This window comes from Afipia carboxidovorans OM5 (genome assembly GCF_000218565.1).
GTDB classification, from domain to species: domain Bacteria; phylum Pseudomonadota; class Alphaproteobacteria; order Rhizobiales; family Xanthobacteraceae; genus Afipia; species Afipia carboxidovorans.
This window is the reverse complement of the sequence record NC_015684.1, coordinates 1,159,396-1,174,916: the sequence shown is the minus strand read 5'-3', so window position 1 is coordinate 1,174,916 and position 15,521 is coordinate 1,159,396. Positions and strand designations below refer to the sequence as shown.

At 62.5% G+C, this 15,521-nt stretch carries 16 protein-coding genes; 7 read left to right on the top strand and 9 right to left on the bottom strand.

The genetic code is table 11. The annotated features are described in order from the left end of the window. Window positions 1-39: 39 nt before the first annotated feature. Window positions 40-705, top strand: a complete 666-nt coding sequence (locus tag OCA5_RS05550; RefSeq protein WP_012564125.1) for a hypothetical protein — start codon at window positions 40-42, stop codon at window positions 703-705. 27 nt (window positions 706-732) lie between these two features. Here the strand turns inward: OCA5_RS05550 and OCA5_RS05545 are convergent, their stop codons facing one another. The 5 genes from OCA5_RS05545 to petA form a co-directional block, all read right to left on the bottom strand. Next, window positions 733-1,272, bottom strand: a complete 540-nt coding sequence (locus tag OCA5_RS05545) for an adenine phosphoribosyltransferase (RefSeq protein ID WP_013912926.1) — start codon at window positions 1,270-1,272, stop codon at window positions 733-735. 15 nt (window positions 1,273-1,287) lie between these two features. After that, a complete protein-coding gene (locus OCA5_RS05540; protein ID WP_013912925.1) occupies window positions 1,288-3,444 on the bottom strand; it encodes an anthranilate synthase component I in 2,157 nt (718 codons plus the stop codon). 320 nt (window positions 3,445-3,764) lie between these two features. Beyond that, window positions 3,765-4,439 carry a dienelactone hydrolase family protein gene (locus tag OCA5_RS05535; protein ID WP_012564128.1) on the bottom strand — a complete coding sequence of 225 codons (675 nt, stop codon included), beginning with the start codon at window positions 4,437-4,439 and terminating at the stop codon, window positions 3,765-3,767. 180 nt (window positions 4,440-4,619) lie between these two features. Beyond that, window positions 4,620-6,686 carry a cytochrome c1 gene (locus OCA5_RS05530; RefSeq protein WP_012564129.1) on the bottom strand — a complete coding sequence of 689 codons (2,067 nt, stop codon included), beginning with the start codon at window positions 6,684-6,686 and terminating at the stop codon, window positions 4,620-4,622. Window positions 6,687-6,721: 35 nt separating this feature from the next. Beyond that, window positions 6,722-7,297 (bottom strand): ubiquinol-cytochrome c reductase iron-sulfur subunit, encoded by a 576-nt coding sequence (gene petA / locus OCA5_RS05525; RefSeq protein ID WP_277996268.1) that lies wholly within the window; start codon window positions 7,295-7,297, stop codon window positions 6,722-6,724. 224 nt (window positions 7,298-7,521) lie between these two features. Between petA and OCA5_RS05520 the strand changes: the two genes are divergently transcribed. The 6 genes from OCA5_RS05520 (at window position 7,522) to OCA5_RS05495 (ending at window position 12,512) form a co-directional block, all read left to right on the top strand. After that, window positions 7,522-7,998: a tRNA (cytidine(34)-2'-O)-methyltransferase gene (locus tag OCA5_RS05520; RefSeq protein ID WP_012564131.1), complete on the top strand. Its 477-nt coding sequence runs from the start codon at window positions 7,522-7,524 to the stop codon at window positions 7,996-7,998. Next, window positions 7,995-8,627, top strand: a complete 633-nt coding sequence (gene queE, locus OCA5_RS05515) for a 7-carboxy-7-deazaguanine synthase (protein WP_012564132.1) — start codon at window positions 7,995-7,997, stop codon at window positions 8,625-8,627. The genes OCA5_RS05520 and queE overlap by 4 nt, the downstream gene beginning before the upstream one ends. 26 nt (window positions 8,628-8,653) lie before the next feature. Further along, entirely contained in the window at window positions 8,654-9,019 is a 366-nt protein-coding gene (locus OCA5_RS05510; protein ID WP_012564133.1) for a 6-pyruvoyl trahydropterin synthase family protein, read from the top strand. A 10-nt stretch (window positions 9,020-9,029) separates the two neighbouring features. Then, window positions 9,030-9,917: an oxygen-dependent coproporphyrinogen oxidase gene (gene hemF / locus OCA5_RS05505; RefSeq protein ID WP_012564134.1), complete on the top strand. Its 888-nt coding sequence runs from the start codon at window positions 9,030-9,032 to the stop codon at window positions 9,915-9,917. Window positions 9,918-10,031: 114 nt separating this feature from the next. Further along, a complete protein-coding gene (locus OCA5_RS05500) occupies window positions 10,032-11,474 on the top strand; it encodes an outer membrane protein (RefSeq protein ID WP_013912924.1) in 1,443 nt (480 codons plus the stop codon). A 324-nt stretch (window positions 11,475-11,798) separates the two neighbouring features. Next, on the top strand, window positions 11,799-12,512 hold the full coding sequence (locus OCA5_RS05495) for an outer membrane protein (protein WP_012564137.1): 714 nt from the start codon (window positions 11,799-11,801) through the stop codon (window positions 12,510-12,512). 119 nt (window positions 12,513-12,631) lie between these two features. On the opposite strand, the gene OCA5_RS05490 is transcribed toward OCA5_RS05495, so the two are convergent. Genes OCA5_RS05490 through OCA5_RS05475 form a run of 4 tightly spaced genes read right to left on the bottom strand, consistent with a single transcriptional unit; the run spans window position 12,632 to window position 15,479 of the window. Further along, a complete protein-coding gene (locus OCA5_RS05490; protein WP_012564138.1) occupies window positions 12,632-13,900 on the bottom strand; it encodes a CCA tRNA nucleotidyltransferase in 1,269 nt (422 codons plus the stop codon). After that, complete coding sequence (locus OCA5_RS05485) at window positions 13,897-14,166, bottom strand: DUF6111 family protein (RefSeq protein WP_012564139.1); 270 nt, start codon at window positions 14,164-14,166, stop codon at window positions 13,897-13,899. The genes OCA5_RS05490 and OCA5_RS05485 overlap by 4 nt, the downstream gene beginning before the upstream one ends. Further along, the gene (locus tag OCA5_RS05480; RefSeq protein WP_012564140.1) at window positions 14,163-14,870 is read right to left on the bottom strand and encodes a CoA pyrophosphatase; all 708 of its coding nucleotides are present in this window, start codon (window positions 14,868-14,870) and stop codon (window positions 14,163-14,165) included. Before OCA5_RS05480 ends, OCA5_RS05485 begins: the two co-directional genes overlap by 4 nt. A gap of 3 nt (window positions 14,871-14,873) precedes the next feature. Beyond that, window positions 14,874-15,479 (bottom strand): DUF1285 domain-containing protein, encoded by a 606-nt coding sequence (locus OCA5_RS05475; protein ID WP_012564141.1) that lies wholly within the window; start codon window positions 15,477-15,479, stop codon window positions 14,874-14,876. Window positions 15,480-15,521 lie beyond the last annotated feature (42 nt).

Here is a 15,521-nt window from a genome sequence, read left to right as displayed (position 1 = left end):
GGCCGCGGCGCGAACGCCGCACGCGGCTGATTTTTCACGATGCCCCGCACGCCTGTCTACATCGTTTCCTCGCCGCGACCTGATGTCGGCAAGACGCTGATTTCTCGCGTCCTGAGCGAATTCCTGTTGCTGCAGAACGGCAATGTGCTCGCCTTCGACATCAACCTGCGCGAACCCTCGCTGCTCGACTACCTGCCCCGCACCACCGAGACCGCGGCGATCGACGATACTCGCGCCCAGATGGCGCTGATGGATCGCCTCATCATCAATGACGGCGTCTCCAAGGTGATCGACCTCGGGCTGCATGCTTTCGATGATTTCTTCAGGGTTGTTGACGAAATCGGCTTCATGAAAGAAGCGATCCGGCACGGCATCGAGCCGGTGGTGCTGTTCATCCCCGATGCGACACGCACCTCGTCCAATGCCTGGACGATGCTGCGCAAGACCTTTCCGGGATCGCCGTTGATCCCGGTCGACAACGAGCATGTTTTACACGGCGAAACGCCGAAAGATTTCACCAGCGTAAGGCCGCTGCGGATCGCGGCGCTGCCGGCGTTCCTCCGCTCCATCGTGCAGCGCCAGACGTTCTCGTTCACGCATTATCTGCGGACGGCACAGGACTCATCCGCGGAGCTGCACCAGTGGACCCGCGCCAACTACACGAAATTCCGCAATCTCGAAGCGCGGCTGAAGCTTTACGAATAGTACGCCCAGCAATAAGGGCGTATCGCGTTAGTGCCCGTCGAATTCCATTAGCGTGCGCACCGGCACATCCATCGCCCGCAGCTTGGCCGCACCGCCGAGATCCGGCAGATCGATGATGAAACAAGCCGCAACGACTTCGGCGCCGATCTGGCGCAGCAGCTTGACGGCGCCCTCCGCAGTGCCGCCAGTCGCGATCAGATCGTCGATCAGGATCACGCGCTCGCCGGGCTTCACCGCATCGGCGTGCATCTCCATCTCATCGAGACCATATTCGAGAGAGTAAGCAATGCGCACCGTGGTGTGCGGCAGCTTGCCTTTCTTGCGGATCGGCACGAACCCGGCCGAGACCTGATGTGCGACTGCGCCGCCGAGAATGAAACCGCGCGCCTCGATGCCCGCGACCTTGTCGATCTTCGAGCCGGCCCACGGCTGCACCAGTTGATCCACCGCCCGGCGGAACGCGCGCGCATCGCCGAGCAACGTCGTGATGTCGCGAAAGATGATGCCGGGCTTCGGATAATCCCGGATCGCGCGGACCGAGGCCTTCAAATCGTCAGCGATGGTCATGGATGCTTCTGCCATTTATTTCTGCCCCAGCCGGAACGCGTTCTCGACGATCTTGAGGCCGACATCGCCTTCCAGCGACATCAGCGACTCGGGATGGAATTGCACGCCGCCGACCGGCAAATCCTTATGTTCGATCGCCATCGGCACGCCGTCTTCCGTCGTCGCGGTGACGACGAGAACATCTGGCATTTTGTCGGGCGCAACGAACAGCGAATGATAGCGGCCGATGGTGATCTCGTTCGGCAGATTGCGCATCAAGGTGCCGCCACGGTTCTGCACGCGCGAAGGCCGGCCGTGCGCGGGCTGCGCGAGTTGGCCAAGTTGGCCTCCGAAATGCTCGCCGATCGCCTGCAGGCCGAGACAGACGCCAAACACCGGCATCTTCTTGCCGAGTGCCTCGGTAATGAATCGCGACACGCCGAAATCCTCCGGCCGCCCGGGACCGGGCGACAGCACGAGAAGATCGAACGTCTCGTTCTTGAGTCGCTCCATGGCATGCACGTGCCGCGTCACGCTGACATTCGCGCCGACCTGACGGAAATAATCCGCCAGCATGTGCACGAACGAGTCATCGCAATCGACAAGCAGCACGCGCTTGCCCGAACCGGTCGCATCCGGCGCGAAGGCCGAGAGCGTCTTTGGCGGATCGCCGCGTAGCGCCTGAAACAGCGCCGCCGCCTTGGTCTGGCACTCCAGCTCTTCCGCGACCGGATCGGAATCGAACAGCAGCGTTGCGCCGACACGCACCTCGGCGAGGCCGTCCTTCATGCGGATGGTGCGGATGGTGAGGCCGGTGTTGATGCCACCATCGAAGCCAAGGAAGCCGAGTGCGCCGGCGTACCAGCGGCGCGACGAGCGCTCGTTGTCCTCGACGAATTGCATCGCCCACAGTTTCGGCGCGCCGGTCACCGTCACAGCCCAGCAATGGGTGAGAAAACCGTCGATGGCATCGAACCCCGGCCGCAGCATGCCTTCGACATGATCGACGGTGTGGAACAGCTTCGAGTAGGTCTCGATCTGCCGCCGCGCCAGCACCTTGATCGAACCCGGCACACAGACGCGCGCCTTGTCGTTGCGATCAACGTCGGTGCACATGTTGAGCTCGAACTCGTCCTTCTGCGAGTTCAGCAACTCCTGAATCTGCCGCGCGTCGCCGATGGCATCCGCACCGCGCGCGATCGTGCCCGAGATCGGACAGGTCTCGACGCGCTTGCCGTCGGAGCGCACGAACATTTCCGGCGAGGCGGAGACCAGAAACTCGCCTTCTCCAAGATTGAGCAGCGCGCCGTAGGGCGAAGGGTTGATCGTGCAGAGCCGCTTGAACACCTCGGCCGGCGTGCGCTCGCACGGCTCCGCGAACAACTGCCCGGGCACCGTCTCGAACAGGTCGCCGCGCGCAAATGCCTGCCGGGCGCGCTGAACCGTCGCCTGATAATCGCCGGGCGCGTGATCGGCAAAGCCTTCGCGCTTCGTCTTGGCATAAATACTGTCCGGCGTATCGCGTCCCTGCCCGCGCGTTGTCGCGCCCTTGTAGCTGAATTCGTATTCGATCACGACGCCGCGCCCGGTTGCGCGGTCGTAAGCCAGCAACTCGTCGGGAATGTAGAGCACGATGTCGCGCTGATCGGCTTCGCGTTCGCGCTTCTGTTTCAAATCCTCGATCTGAAACACAAGGTCGTAGGCGAATGCGCCGAACAGGCCGAGTAGCGGATCGCCCGCATGGCTCATCGACGCAATGATTTCGCGCACCAGCGTCATGATCGATGCGCGGCGGGTGCGCTGCTCTTCATCGACCGGCGCGGCACCACGCACGATATGGCCTTCGATGCGCTCGATGGTCATCGCGGTGATTTCGATGGCGGGATGCTCGAGCGTCGCCGCGAGGAACGCGACCAGCACCTTGCCGCGCGCGTTCAACGCCGCGATGGTGAAATTCTCCCCACGCGACTCCACCCGCAGCGGCGGGTTGGCGAAGCCGAGATCGAAACTCTCATAGCGTCCCGGCACCGTGGTGCCGGACGACAGCACAACGCCGCGCCGCCGATCGAGGAGATCGATCAGCGCATCGAGCTTCTGCCCGCCGGAGAACGGCGTCACCTGCCGCGTCACCTCGAGGCCGCGGGCCGTGGTGTAGGCCACCGTGGGGGGAAGCGAAAAAACGGTCCTGTTCATGGGTTCCTCTTAGCGCATGATCCGCGGAAACGTGAGCAGTTTGACGGATCGTTCGTGCGCCTTTTCAGGGGTTTGATGAGGACGCCATGCAAGACCAATAAAAAAGCCGCCCTGCGTGGCGGCCTCGACGACAAGTCATGACGAAAATTCATGCGCAATCGCACCGGCCACCTTTTACAAGGTGCGCCACCAAGAACGGAGGGTGCGGATCGCTGCGGTCATGAGCGGCAAATCATCACCCGGCAGGGCAGATGTCAAGGGCCGCATACCGGCCGAACGCCCCTCGCCTGCTCTCACGAAGGCAGGACCAAGCCCTGCCCCTACCCCAAATGCTTCTTGAAGAAATCGATCGCCCGGCCCCAGGCGAGCTCCGCCGCTTGCCGATCGTGGACCGAAGCGCGCTGTTCGTTCACGAAGGCATGGTCGGCGTCGTAGCGGAAGAATTCGCACGATTTGCGCGCTTTCTTCAGCCCGCTCTCGAAGGCATTGACCATCTCGGGCGAGAAGTAATCGTCCTTATTGGCGAAGTGACCCTGCAGCGGCACCTTCACGTCGGCAGGCTTCACTGCTTCCGCCGGCGGCACACCGTAGAACGAGACCGCTGCCGTCAACTCCGGAATTTTCGCCGCGCCGATGATGGTCACCGCGCCGCCCATGCAAAAACCGGTGAGGCCAACCTTGGCGCCGTTGCGCTTGAGATACTGTACAGCGCCGCGCACCGTCTGCTCGGTCGCGTCCATGAAATTCAGCGACTGCATCTCCTTCGCCGCCGCCTCGGCGTCGTGATACGGCACGACCACGCCGTTGAAGAGATCGGGCGCCAGCGCATCGAACCCGGCCACCGCGAAGCGATCGACCAGTCCCTTGATCTGCTCGGACAGTCCCCACCATTCCTGAATGACGACGACGCCCGGCGCATTGCCGCGCGCAGCGTTGGCGAGATAGCCCGTGGCTTCCTTGCCGTCGGGACGCGAGAAGCTGATCGTAGTGCCCATGAGAAACCTCGGGAAATAGCAATGGAACGAGGCTGACAATGCCGCCTCACGCCCCGGAGTGCAACGAGGCAAAGCCGCACTGGGTTCAACGCCACCTCACGAAAAAGGGCTCCCGAAGGAGCCCTTTTCATTTCTGCCGTCATTGCGAAATCGCAACGACCCAAGCGTCCGATCCAAGCGTCAGTGAGCGTCAGCCCAGATCTTGCGCTTGGTGAAGTACAGAAGTCCCGCCAGCACGACTAGGAACAGCATCACCTGCATGCCGAGCCGCTTGCGGGCTTCGAGGTGAGGCTCCGCGGTCCACATCAGGAAGGCGGCGACGTCCTTCGAGTACTGCTCGGCCGTCGCAGGTGCGCCGTCGTCATAGGTCACCTGACCGTCGGAGAGCGGTGGCGGCATCTTGATGGCGTGGCCGGGGAAGTAGGTGTTGTAGAACGAGCCTTCCGGCAACTGGAAGTTCGCAGGCTTTTCCGCATACCCGGTCAGGAGCGCGTGGATGTAGTTCGGACCACGCTCCTGGAACTGGGTGAACAGATCGAAGATGAAGCGCGGGAACGGCCGCTCATAGGAGCGCGCCTTCGCCATCAGCGACAGGTCCGGCGGAGCCGCACCACCGTTGGCGGCACGAGCTGCGTTTTCGTTCGGGAACGGCGCCGGGAAGTAGTCCGCGGGGCGGCCCGCACGCTCGAACATATCGCCGGCATCGTTCGGACCGTCCTGGACCTTGTATTCCGACGCAAACGCTGCTGCCTGCGCCGGGCTGTAGCCCGGTCCGCCCGGATCGGCGAGATTGCGGAAGGCAACGTAGTCGAGCGAATGGCAGCTCGCGCAGACTTCCTTGTAGACCTTGAGGCCGCGCTGAAGCTGCCCCTGGTCGAACTTGCCGAACGGTCCTGCGAACGACCAGCTCATCGCCGCCGGCACAGCGCCGTGACCATCAGCCGCCTTGGCAGTGTCGAGGCCACCGAGCGTCAACGAGCCTGCCAGTGCAAGGGCCAGCGCCGCCGACACCATCGGCTGCTTGCCGGACTTGGCGAGCACATCGTCTGCGATCGAATTCGGCAGAGGCCGTGTGGTCTCAATCCGCGACAGGATCGGCAGAACGATCAGGAAGTAGGCGAAGTACGCAACCGTCAGGATGCGGCCCGCGATGACGTAGATGCCTTCCGGAGGCTGGGCGCCGAGATAGCCGAGGCCGATGCAGACCGCGACGAAGATCCAGAAGAACTGCTTCGCAAGCGGACGATACTTCGACGAACGCACCTTGCAGCTATCGAGCCAGGGCAGGAACGCGAGCACGATGATCGCCGCGAACATCGCAATGACGCCGCCGAGCTTGCTCGGGATCGAACGCAGGATCGCGTAGAACGGCAGGTAGTACCATTCAGGCACGATGTGCGCGGGCGTCACGGCGGGGTTCGCCGGGATGTAGTTGTCCGCCTCGCCGAGATAGTTCGGCACGTAGAAGATGAACCAGGCGAAGAAGATCAGGAAGCAGACCATGCCGAACCCGTCCTTGACGGTCGCGTACGGCGTGAACGGCACGGTGTCCTTCTCGGTCTTCGGCTCGACGCCGGCCGGGTTGTTCTGGCCAGCGACATGCAGCGCCCAGACGTGCAGCACGACAACGCCTGCGATCACGAACGGCAGCAGGTAGTGCAGCGAGAAGAAGCGGTTCAGCGTCGGGTTGCCGACCGCGTAGCCGCCCCACAGCAGCGTCACAATGCTGTCGCCGACATACGGGATCGCCGAGAACAGGTTGGTGATGACGGTCGCGCCCCAGAAGCTCATCTGGCCCCACGGCAGCACGTAACCCATGAAGCCCGTCGCCATCATCAACAGGTAGATGATAACGCCGAGAATCCAGAGTACCTCGCGCGGCGCCTTGTAGGACCCGTAATAGAGACCACGGAACATATGGATGTAGACGGCGATGAAGAACATCGAGGCGCCGTTCGCATGAATGTAGCGCAGCAGCCAGCCGTAGTTCACGTCACGCACGATCAGTTCGACCGACTTGAAGGCGAAGTCGACGTGCGGCGTGTAGTGCATCGCGAGGATGACGCCGGTGATGATCTGCACCGCGAGCATCATCGAAAGGATAGCGCCGAAGGTCCACCAGTAGTTGAGGTTACGCGGTGTCGGATAGGCGACGAAGGAGGAATGGACTAGTCCGCCAATCGGCAGGCGTTGCTCGATCCACTTCAAGGCTGGATTTTGCGGGTTATAGGTAGAGGGTCCGCTCATGAGTTGCGATCCTGGAAAGTAGACGGCGACTGACGTCAGCCGATTTTAATCTTGGTGTCGGAGACGAAAGCGTACGGAGGTACGGGGAGGTTGAGCGGCGCGGGCCCTTGGCGGATACGGCCGGACGTGTCGTAGACCGAGCCATGGCAGGGGCAGAAGAAGCCGTCGTAAGAACCTTCGTGGGCAATCGGAATGCAGCCGAGGTGGGTGCAGATGCCGATCACGACGAGCCACTGGTCGTGGCCTTCCTTGACGCGGGACTGGTCAGTCTGCGGATCAGGAAGGGTCGCCACGTTAACGGCGCGCGCCTCCTCGACCTGCTTCTTGGTCCGGTTCATGATGTAGATCGGCTTGCCGCGCCAGAACACCTTGATGTCCTGTCCCTCCGCGATCGGCGACAGATCGACCTCGATCGGTGCACCGGCCGCAATCGTCGCGGCGTCGGGATTCATCTGGGAGATCAGCGGCCAGACAGCGGCCGCGCTGCCTACGGCAGCAACCGCACCGGTTGCGACATAAAGAAAATCACGGCGCGTCGCCGGATGTGCCGAAGAAGAAGCAGTCACGTTTGCAAACCCTTTCCGAACTGCAACCGCCCGACGGCCTCCCATCAATGCGCGGGCAAACGCGCGGGAAACGTCAGCCGGTGCCCGCGGGCCTCGCGGTGGCAAAGACCAATTGTCCCGCGCTGAGGGCAGAACAGGTGATCTAGAATCGATCTATTGGCACCCTTGCCGATTGAGCGCAAGCCCGGTATCGGCTCCCGCTCGCGCGATGCGCAAATTCTGCGCATGGCAACGGTTTTTGCCCCCATTTTTCAATCGCCTCATCGCCCATGCGGATCGCCCTCTATCAGCCCGATATCCCCCAAAATACCGGGACGATTCTGCGCCTGTGCGCATGTCTTGAGGTCGAGGCACATATTATCGAGCCCGCGGGCTTTCCTGTGAGCGACCGCCATTTCCGCCGCGCGGGGATGGATTATCTCGACCGGGTCTCCATATCGCGTCATGTGTCCTGGAATGCCTTCCGGGTCTGGCGCGAGGCCGACGGCGGGCGGCTCGTATTGTTTACGACCAAGGCAGCGACCTCCTATCTCGCGCATCGCTATGAAGATACTGATATTCTTCTGTTCGGCCGGGAGAGCGCGGGCGTGCCCGACGAGGTCGCCGAAAGCGCCGATCAGCGGTTGTTGATCCCGATCGCGGAAGGTATGCGCTCCCTCAACATCGCCGTCAGCGCGGCGATGGCGCTCGGTGAGGCGCTACGTCAGACGCGTCATGGTGTCACAAATGGAGACAACGCGCCGTGAGCTACGCGGTGAAGGAAATCTTCCTGACCTTGCAAGGTGAAGGCGCTCATGCGGGGCGCACGGCCGTGTTCTGCCGTTTTGCAGGCTGCAATCTCTGGACCGGTCGCGAACAGGACCGTGCCGACGCCACTTGCCGATTCTGCGACACCGACTTCGTCGGCACCGACGGCACGCTGGGCGGCCGCTACGCCACAGCCGATGCGCTTGCTGACCAAATCGCTGCAACCTGGGGCGAAGGGACGACACACCGTTTCGTGGTGCTGACCGGCGGCGAGCCGCTGCTGCAGATCGACGTGGAATTGATCGAAGCACTTCATGCACGCCATTTCATGATTGCGGTTGAGACCAACGGGACACTCCCCGCCCCGCCCGGCCTCGACTGGATCTGTGTGAGCCCCAAGGCTGACACAGAGCTTGCGATCCGGCAGGGCCACGAACTGAAGCTCGTTTATCCGCAGGCGGAGAACACGCCGGAGGATTACGCTGCGCTTGCCTTCGCCCATTTCTCACTGCAACCGATGGATGGGCCTGATTTGGCGCAAAACACCGAACGCGCGATTGACTATTGTCTGCGCCACCCGCAATGGCGGTTGAGCGTGCAGACCCACAAAACCATCGGGATCAGGTAAGACAGTCGCTGGAGTGATCTTTCGTAATGTGGGAATTGACCAAATCCTTCCGCTTTGAGGCCGCCCATTCGCTGAAGGGCACGACGCTCGGCGAGTCGAGCGAGGAAATCCATGGCCATTCATTTCGTGCCGAAGTGACGGTCCGCGGCACACCCGACCCTGCCACCGGCATGGTGATGGATCTTGGCCTGCTCGAGCAGAAGATAGCGGCCATTCGCAGCGCGCTCGACCATAAATTCCTCAACAAGATCGAGGCGCTCGGCGTACCAACGCTGGAGAACCTGTCGCGCTACATCTGGGAGCAGGTTCAGGGCGCGGGCAACGTGACGCGTGTCAGCGTTCATCGCGATAGCTGCGGTGAGAGCTGCACCTATTTCGGCCCTTCAAGCTGACGGATTGAAAATGGACGCTCCTCTCCTCGAAAACCGCAAGACCACCGCCCGCGCATGGTTCGAGAAGCTGCGTGACGATATCTGCGTCTCCTACGAGCGGCTGGAGGATGAAGCGCCCGCCTCCCTCTATGGCGATCAAGCCGGACGTTTCGAGCGCAAGGCATGGGAGCGCACCGACCATACCGGTGCGCCGGGCGGCGGTGGCATGATGTCGATGATGCGGGGCCGGCTGTTCGAGAAGGTCGGCGTCCATTGCTCGACCGTGTTCGGCGAATTCGCCCCCGAATTTCGGGCACAGATTCCGGGCGCGGCCGACGATCCCCGCTTCTGGGCCTCCGGCATCTCGCTGATCGCCCACCCGCGCAACCCGAACGTGCCCGCGGTGCACATGAACACCCGCTTCGTCGTCACCACCAAGCGCTGGTTCGGCGGCGGCGCCGATCTGACCCCGGTGCTGGAGCGGCGGCGTACGCAGGAAGACTCTGATACGATTGCGTTTCACGAGGCCTTTCGCAAAACCTGCCACGCCCATGCGGCGGTCGCGCCCTACGACAAGTTCAAGAAATGGTGCGACGACTACTTCTTCCTCGCCCACCGCAAGGAGCCGCGCGGCATCGGCGGAATCTTCTACGACTGGCTGGAATCGGGCGACTGGGACGCCGACTTCGCCTTCACCCAGGACGTCGGCCGCGCCTTCACGGCGATCTACCCCGAACTGGTCCGGCGGAATTTCGAGGCGCCCTGGCAGGCGGCCGACCGCGAGGAGCAGTTGATCCGTCGCGGACGCTATGTCGAATTCAACCTGCTCTACGACCGCGGGACCATCTTCGGACTGAAGACCGGAGGCAATGTCGAATCGATTCTGTCGTCGATGCCGCCGGAAGTTAAGTGGCCGTAAACCACGGTTCCGCTTGGCTTTATCGTCCACTGTGGCCGCAGAGCTACATCGCGCTTCCCGAAAATCCGATAGCTTTTGGCAGAATTCACGACGTCATCGGGTTTGGGGATTTTCATGAAAAAGATTCTGCTGGGCTCCGTCGCCCTGATTGCTCTGGGCAGCGCCGCCAACGCGGCTGACCTTTCGGCCCGCTACACCAAGGCGCCGGTCGTTGCGCCAGTGTCCAACTGGACCGGCTTCTACGTCTCCGGCGGTTTCGGCTACGGCATCATGGAAGCCGACCAGCATGCAACCACCAGCGGCGTCGCCTCCGTGGTCGACACCCGCATGGGCGGGCGTGGTTACTTCGGCACCGTTGGCGTCGGCTACGACTACCAGATCACTCCGTCCTGGGTGGTCGGCGTGTTCGGCGATGCGCAGTGGGGCGACATCCGCGGCAGCCTGATGGATCTTAACAACGGCATCACGGCGCGCCTCAAGAACGACGCTGCTTATGCCGCAGGTGCCCGCCTCGGCTATCTCGTTGCGCCGAACGTGCTGTCCTACGTCAACGTCGGTTACAGCTACGCCTCGTTCAAGGGCACGACCTTTGACGACGGTGTCAGCACCATCGGCAAGTCGCATCGCGACGGCTGGTTCATCGGCGGCGGTGTCGAGAACGATCTGAACTTCTTCGGCATCAACGCGCCGGGCTGGTTCATGAAGACCGAATATCGCGTTGCCGAGTACAACCGCCGCAACAGCGTTTACGCCGGCGACATCGACGGTATCGCCTTCAAGCCTTACGTGCAGACGGTTTCGACCTCGCTCGTCTACCGCTTCAATTCGCAGGTGCGCCCCGGCGCCCAGGCTGGCACGCCGTTCTACACCAAGGCGGCCCGCTCCCCCGCCTATAACTGGACCGGCTTCTACCTCGCAGGTGGTGGCGGCTATGGAATGTTCTCCGCCGATCAGCGCAGCGTCGATACCACGACGGGCGCCATCACCGGCATCGACACCCGCAACGGCGGCCGTGGCTACTTCGGCACCATCGCCGGCGGTTACGACTGGCAGATCAACCCGACCTGGGTGGTCGGCGTGTTCGGCGACGCACAGTTCGGCGACATCCGCGGCTCGCTGTCGGATGCCGGGCTCGGCGTAACTGGCCGCCTGAAGAACGACACCAACTACGCCGCGGGTGTTCGCGTCGGTTACCTGATTGCGCCAAACGCGCTGTCCTACGTCAACGGCGGTTACAGCCACGCCGACTTCAAGGGCGTGACACTGACCGATGAGACCGGCCTGGCAGTTGGCAGCACAGGCAAGAGCCATCGTGACGGCTGGTTCATCGGCGGCGGCGTCGAGAACGACCTGAACTTCTTCGGCATCAACGCGCCGGGCTGGTTCATGAAGACTGAATACCGCGTCGCCGAATACAGCCGGAAGACCAGCGCGCTTTACGACGCAGCCGGCACGCTGACGACCGACGGCATCGCCTTCAAGCCTTACGTCCAGACGGTCCAGACCTCGCTGGTCTACCGCTTCAACTGGGGCAGCCCGGTCGTCGCAAAATACTGATCCGGTTCACCGGAATTGAAAAAGCCCCGGAGCGATGCTCCGGGGCTTTTTTGTTTCAGCGAGTAGCAACGACTGAATATCCGCGCGGCCGCAAGCGTTGCAGGTTGCTCCCGCAAAGTCTTCTCGCCTCAAAGTTGATCGAGCCCGTGCGAATCATCGCAGCGATATCGCTGCGCTTCACCGCGCGTAATTCCATCGCGATTGAATCAAATACGCACTGCTGCAGAGGCAAAACTGCCGCGGGTTGCCGTTACGGCCGACATATGGTTTCAACAATAAACTCAGGGCTGAGATCGACTGACAGACAGAAAGGGGGGACTCGATATGACCAGACTGCTTTTGGCCTCGGTGGCCGTGATCGCATTGGGGACATCGTCCTACGCGGCGGATCTCGCCGCACGGCCGTACACGAAGGCTCCTGCCACGGCGGTCGCGCTCTACAACTGGACAGGTTTTTATATCGGCGGCTTCGGCGGCTATGGCTGGGGCGGCAAGGCTCGTGCCGACAACACCGATTTCGATGACGACGGGATCGATGACACCGCTGCATTCCCCAAGATGAAGGGCGGCTTCGGCGGCGGCACCATCGGTTACAACTGGCAGGGGTTCGGCAGCCCGTTCGTGTTCGGCCTCGAAGCCGAGATCGCGGGTAGCGGAATCGATCTGTCGTTTGTCGATCCGGCGGATGGCAGCGGCGCATCCTACAAGCTCAACATGTTCGGCAGCGTCACCGGCCGCGTTGGCTACGCAGTCAACGATATGCTGTTGATCTACGCCAAGGGCGGTTACGCCTGGGCCCGGACGAAGCTCTCCGTTGTCGATGGCGCGGATTCGTTCAGCTCCAGCGCAACGCATTCCGGCTACACGATCGGTGCCGGCCTCGAATACATGATGGCCCGGAACTGGTCCACCAAGGCGGAGTATCTCTACGCCGATTACGGCAAAGCCACCTACGGCCCGGCGCCGGATGGCGACACCGGCCGCATCGGCTTGAGCAATCACACCGTAAAGTTCGGTATCAACTACCACTTCAACTAAGCACGGGTTGCGGGCCGCATCGGCCTGCACCGGAAGCTATATCGATAAACTCAAGCCCGCCCTCGATTATCGGAGGCGGGCTTTTCATTCGCAGGTTTGTTTAACTGGCTGAGACTCGCTCAAAGCCTGTGATCGTGCCGGAAGCGTTGCAGCGTCTGGTCCGCAATAGTGGCAAGGCTTGCGGCATCGAGCGGGAAGTTCGCGGCAAGCCACGCATCCTCGGCAAGCGTCAGGACGTGGCCAAGTGCAGGTCCCTCTTTCAAGCCGCGCGCAATGAAGTCCGCCGCCTTGAGCGGAAACACCGGCGCAGTCCAGCGCCGCGTCAACGTTGCAAGATCGCGCCAGCGCGGAGCCGAAAAATCCTGACCCGAACGCGCCCAGGCCAGCATCACGCGCTCGGTGTAGCGATCCGCGCCGAGGCGATAGACGCGGCGGCGCGCCACCTCCTCGTCCATGCCGCGCATCCGCCACCAGCGGTGCCCCATCGAATCGAGGCGCTTCGTCTCCGCATTGGAGAGCCGCAGCCGCGTCGAGAGCCGCTTGGCGTCTTCCGGCGTTGCAACGGTGAGCGCGCCGAGCCGGCGGATCGGATCGGCCACAAAGCCCAGCATCCGCTCGGCCTCGACCATGCCGGCAAATGGCCCATGGTAGCTGACGCCTGCCGTGATGCGCCCGAGCAGCCCGGCATCGTCCATCGCAACGAGGGCATCGGCTGCGCCGCGCGCCACCACAAGCTTCAGCATCTCCATTCGCAGCCGCTCGGCCGACAGCAGATCGAGACCATCGCGCGCTGCGATACAGGCATCGCGCGCAGCCTGATCGGGCTCGCCTTCGCCGTAAGCCGCATGGATACGGAAGAAACGCAGAATGCGCAGGAAATCTTCGCCGATACGCCGCGCCGGATCGCCGATGAACCGCACCCGCCGCGCGGCGATATCGGGAAGGCCGCCAACGTAATCGTGCACGGTCCCATCGGTAGAGAGCGACAGGCCGTTGATGGTGAAATCGCGCCGCTCCGCATCACGCGCCCAGTCGCGGCCGAACGCCACCTTGGCCTTGCGGCCGAAGGTTTCGATATCTTCGCGGAGCGTCGTGACCTCGACCGGCGTTCCCTCGATCACGAGCGTCACGGTGCCATGCTCGAGCCCGGTCGGCACGCATTTGATACGTGCGACTCGCGCGCGGCGGACGACCTCTTCGGGCAACGCAGTTGTTGCGATATCGATTTCGCCGACCGGCAGATTGAGGAGCGCATTGCGCACCGCGCCGCCGACGACCCGCGCCTCCTCACCCTCAGTATTCAGGAGCGCGAGCACGCGTGCCGCGGGGCCGGATGTGAGCCATGCCCCCGCAATCACTGCAGCCGACCCGCGCGAGCTCTCGCTCATCGACTCGATCCCGATCCCGGAATGAACTTGCCGTTCTCAACTCGCGCCGGTGTATAGACCGAATCCGGCGCCTCGCCCGAGAAATGCGCGAGCAATACGAGGCTCAGGATCACCAACAGAAACGCACTGACCGAGAGGATCAGCACGATCCGCAGCGGCCAGGACGAGCGGTTCAACACATCCCGGCGGCTTGCGAAAACGAACAGCGCATAGGCCACGAACGGAATCAGGAATATCCCGACCTCAGTCAGCAGCGGACGGATCATGGTTTGTAGATCCGCTCGTACAGCACGCGCAGCATGCCCGCCGTCGCGCCCCAGATGTAACGCTGCTCATAGGGCATTTCGTAGAAATAGCGAAGCCGGCCGCGATATTCCTTGGTGCCCTGCTTGTGGTTCGCGGGGTCCATCAGGAACGCGAGCGGCACCTCGAACGCATCGTCGACTTCACCGGTGTTGAGATGGAGGTCGAAGCCGGGACGCACCCGCGCAAGCGTTGGCAAAATCCGGAATCCGAAGCTCGTGGAATAGACATCGAGATAGCCGACCGGCTCGATGAAATCGGGTGTGAGGCCGATTTCCTCGTTTGCCTCGCGCAACGCCGTCTCGAGCGGCGAGTTATCCTGCGGATCGATCTTGCCGCCAGGAAATGAGATCTGACCGGGATGCTCGTTGAGGCTCGGCGAGCGTGTGGTGAGCAGCACGGAGGGCTTCTCGCGCTCGACGATGCCGATCAGCACCGCCGCCTGCCGGATCGGCTTCTCACGGGCCACGATCTCGAGCATCCAGTCGGTGCCGCGATCACCGGTCTTGGGAACGATGCTGGGATCGCTGAGCGCGGGCGGCACATCGAAGCTCAGCCGCTCGCGAGCGCGCTCGAAAAATTCCGCCGAACTCATATCGATTGAATCGCGGTGCGGAACCGGAAGCGCGTTGGCACCCGCTTTGTCTTCCAGGAAACTTTCGCTCAAGCGCTACCCTTTAACTTGCGCGGCATCGGCAATCGCGAAGAACGCATCTCCCGACGCCACGCCAAAAATCTCTTCACCCTTGATCGCACGAATCTCGCCGCGATCGACCAACTCATAATATAGCGGCCGTGACAGTTTTGCCCACAAGCCCGACCGTACATGCAGATAGGGCACAAGCCCGCCCCTAGGTGCGTCCTCGAACCGCAGCCCATGTGCGGCATCGCAACACACCCAGTCTCCGACATTGGTGCGAAACGACAAAAGCGGCTTTCCGTCCTGTTCCACGGCCATCATTTCCACCGCCAGGAACGGCGCATCGTCAACGACGATGCCTATTTTTTCCACCGGCGTGACCAGAAAATAGCGATCACCCTCGCGTTTCAGCACGCTCGCAAACAGACGCACCAGTTCGGGACGGCCGATCGGGCTGCCCAGATAGAACCATGTGCCATCGGCCCCCACGCGGATATCAAGATCGCCGCAGAACGGCGGATTCCATTTCTCGACCGGCGGCAGGCCGGAAGCTCTGACCCGCCGCGCGGCCTCGGCCAGCGCATCGAGCCGCTGTGCACCCGGCTCGGCCTCCTCGGTCTGCCCTTGCTTCGCCATGGTTTACCCTGACTCTCGGGCGTGATCTGGCATCATTTAGGC

Excerpts from the sequence above, each read along its gene's own strand:
- OCA5_RS05550 (WP_012564125.1), top strand. The coding sequence starts at position 40 with ATGCCCCGCACGCCTGTCTACATCGTTTCCTCGCCGCGACCTGATGTC.
- OCA5_RS05545 (WP_013912926.1), bottom strand. The coding sequence starts at position 1,272 with ATGACCATCGCTGACGATTTGAAGGCCTCGGTCCGCGCGATCCGGGAT.
- OCA5_RS05540 (WP_013912925.1), bottom strand. The coding sequence starts at position 3,444 with ATGAACAGGACCGTTTTTTCGCTTCCCCCCACGGTGGCCTACACCACG.
- OCA5_RS05535 (WP_012564128.1), bottom strand. The coding sequence starts at position 4,439 with ATGGGCACTACGATCAGCTTCTCGCGTCCCGACGGCAAGGAAGCCACG.
- OCA5_RS05530 (WP_012564129.1), bottom strand. The coding sequence starts at position 6,686 with ATGAGCGGACCCTCTACCTATAACCCGCAAAATCCAGCCTTGAAGTGG.
- petA (WP_277996268.1), bottom strand. The coding sequence starts at position 7,297 with ATGGGAGGCCGTCGGGCGGTTGCAGTTCGGAAAGGGTTTGCAAACGTG.
- OCA5_RS05520 (WP_012564131.1), top strand. The coding sequence starts at position 7,522 with ATGCGGATCGCCCTCTATCAGCCCGATATCCCCCAAAATACCGGGACG.
- OCA5_RS05510 (WP_012564133.1), top strand. The coding sequence starts at position 8,654 with ATGTGGGAATTGACCAAATCCTTCCGCTTTGAGGCCGCCCATTCGCTG.
- hemF (WP_012564134.1), top strand. The coding sequence starts at position 9,030 with ATGGACGCTCCTCTCCTCGAAAACCGCAAGACCACCGCCCGCGCATGG.
- OCA5_RS05500 (WP_013912924.1), top strand. The coding sequence starts at position 10,032 with ATGAAAAAGATTCTGCTGGGCTCCGTCGCCCTGATTGCTCTGGGCAGC.
- OCA5_RS05495 (WP_012564137.1), top strand. The coding sequence starts at position 11,799 with ATGACCAGACTGCTTTTGGCCTCGGTGGCCGTGATCGCATTGGGGACA.
- OCA5_RS05490 (WP_012564138.1), bottom strand. The coding sequence starts at position 13,900 with ATGAGCGAGAGCTCGCGCGGGTCGGCTGCAGTGATTGCGGGGGCATGG.
- OCA5_RS05485 (WP_012564139.1), bottom strand. The coding sequence starts at position 14,166 with ATGATCCGTCCGCTGCTGACTGAGGTCGGGATATTCCTGATTCCGTTC.
- OCA5_RS05475 (WP_012564141.1), bottom strand. The coding sequence starts at position 15,479 with ATGGCGAAGCAAGGGCAGACCGAGGAGGCCGAGCCGGGTGCACAGCGG.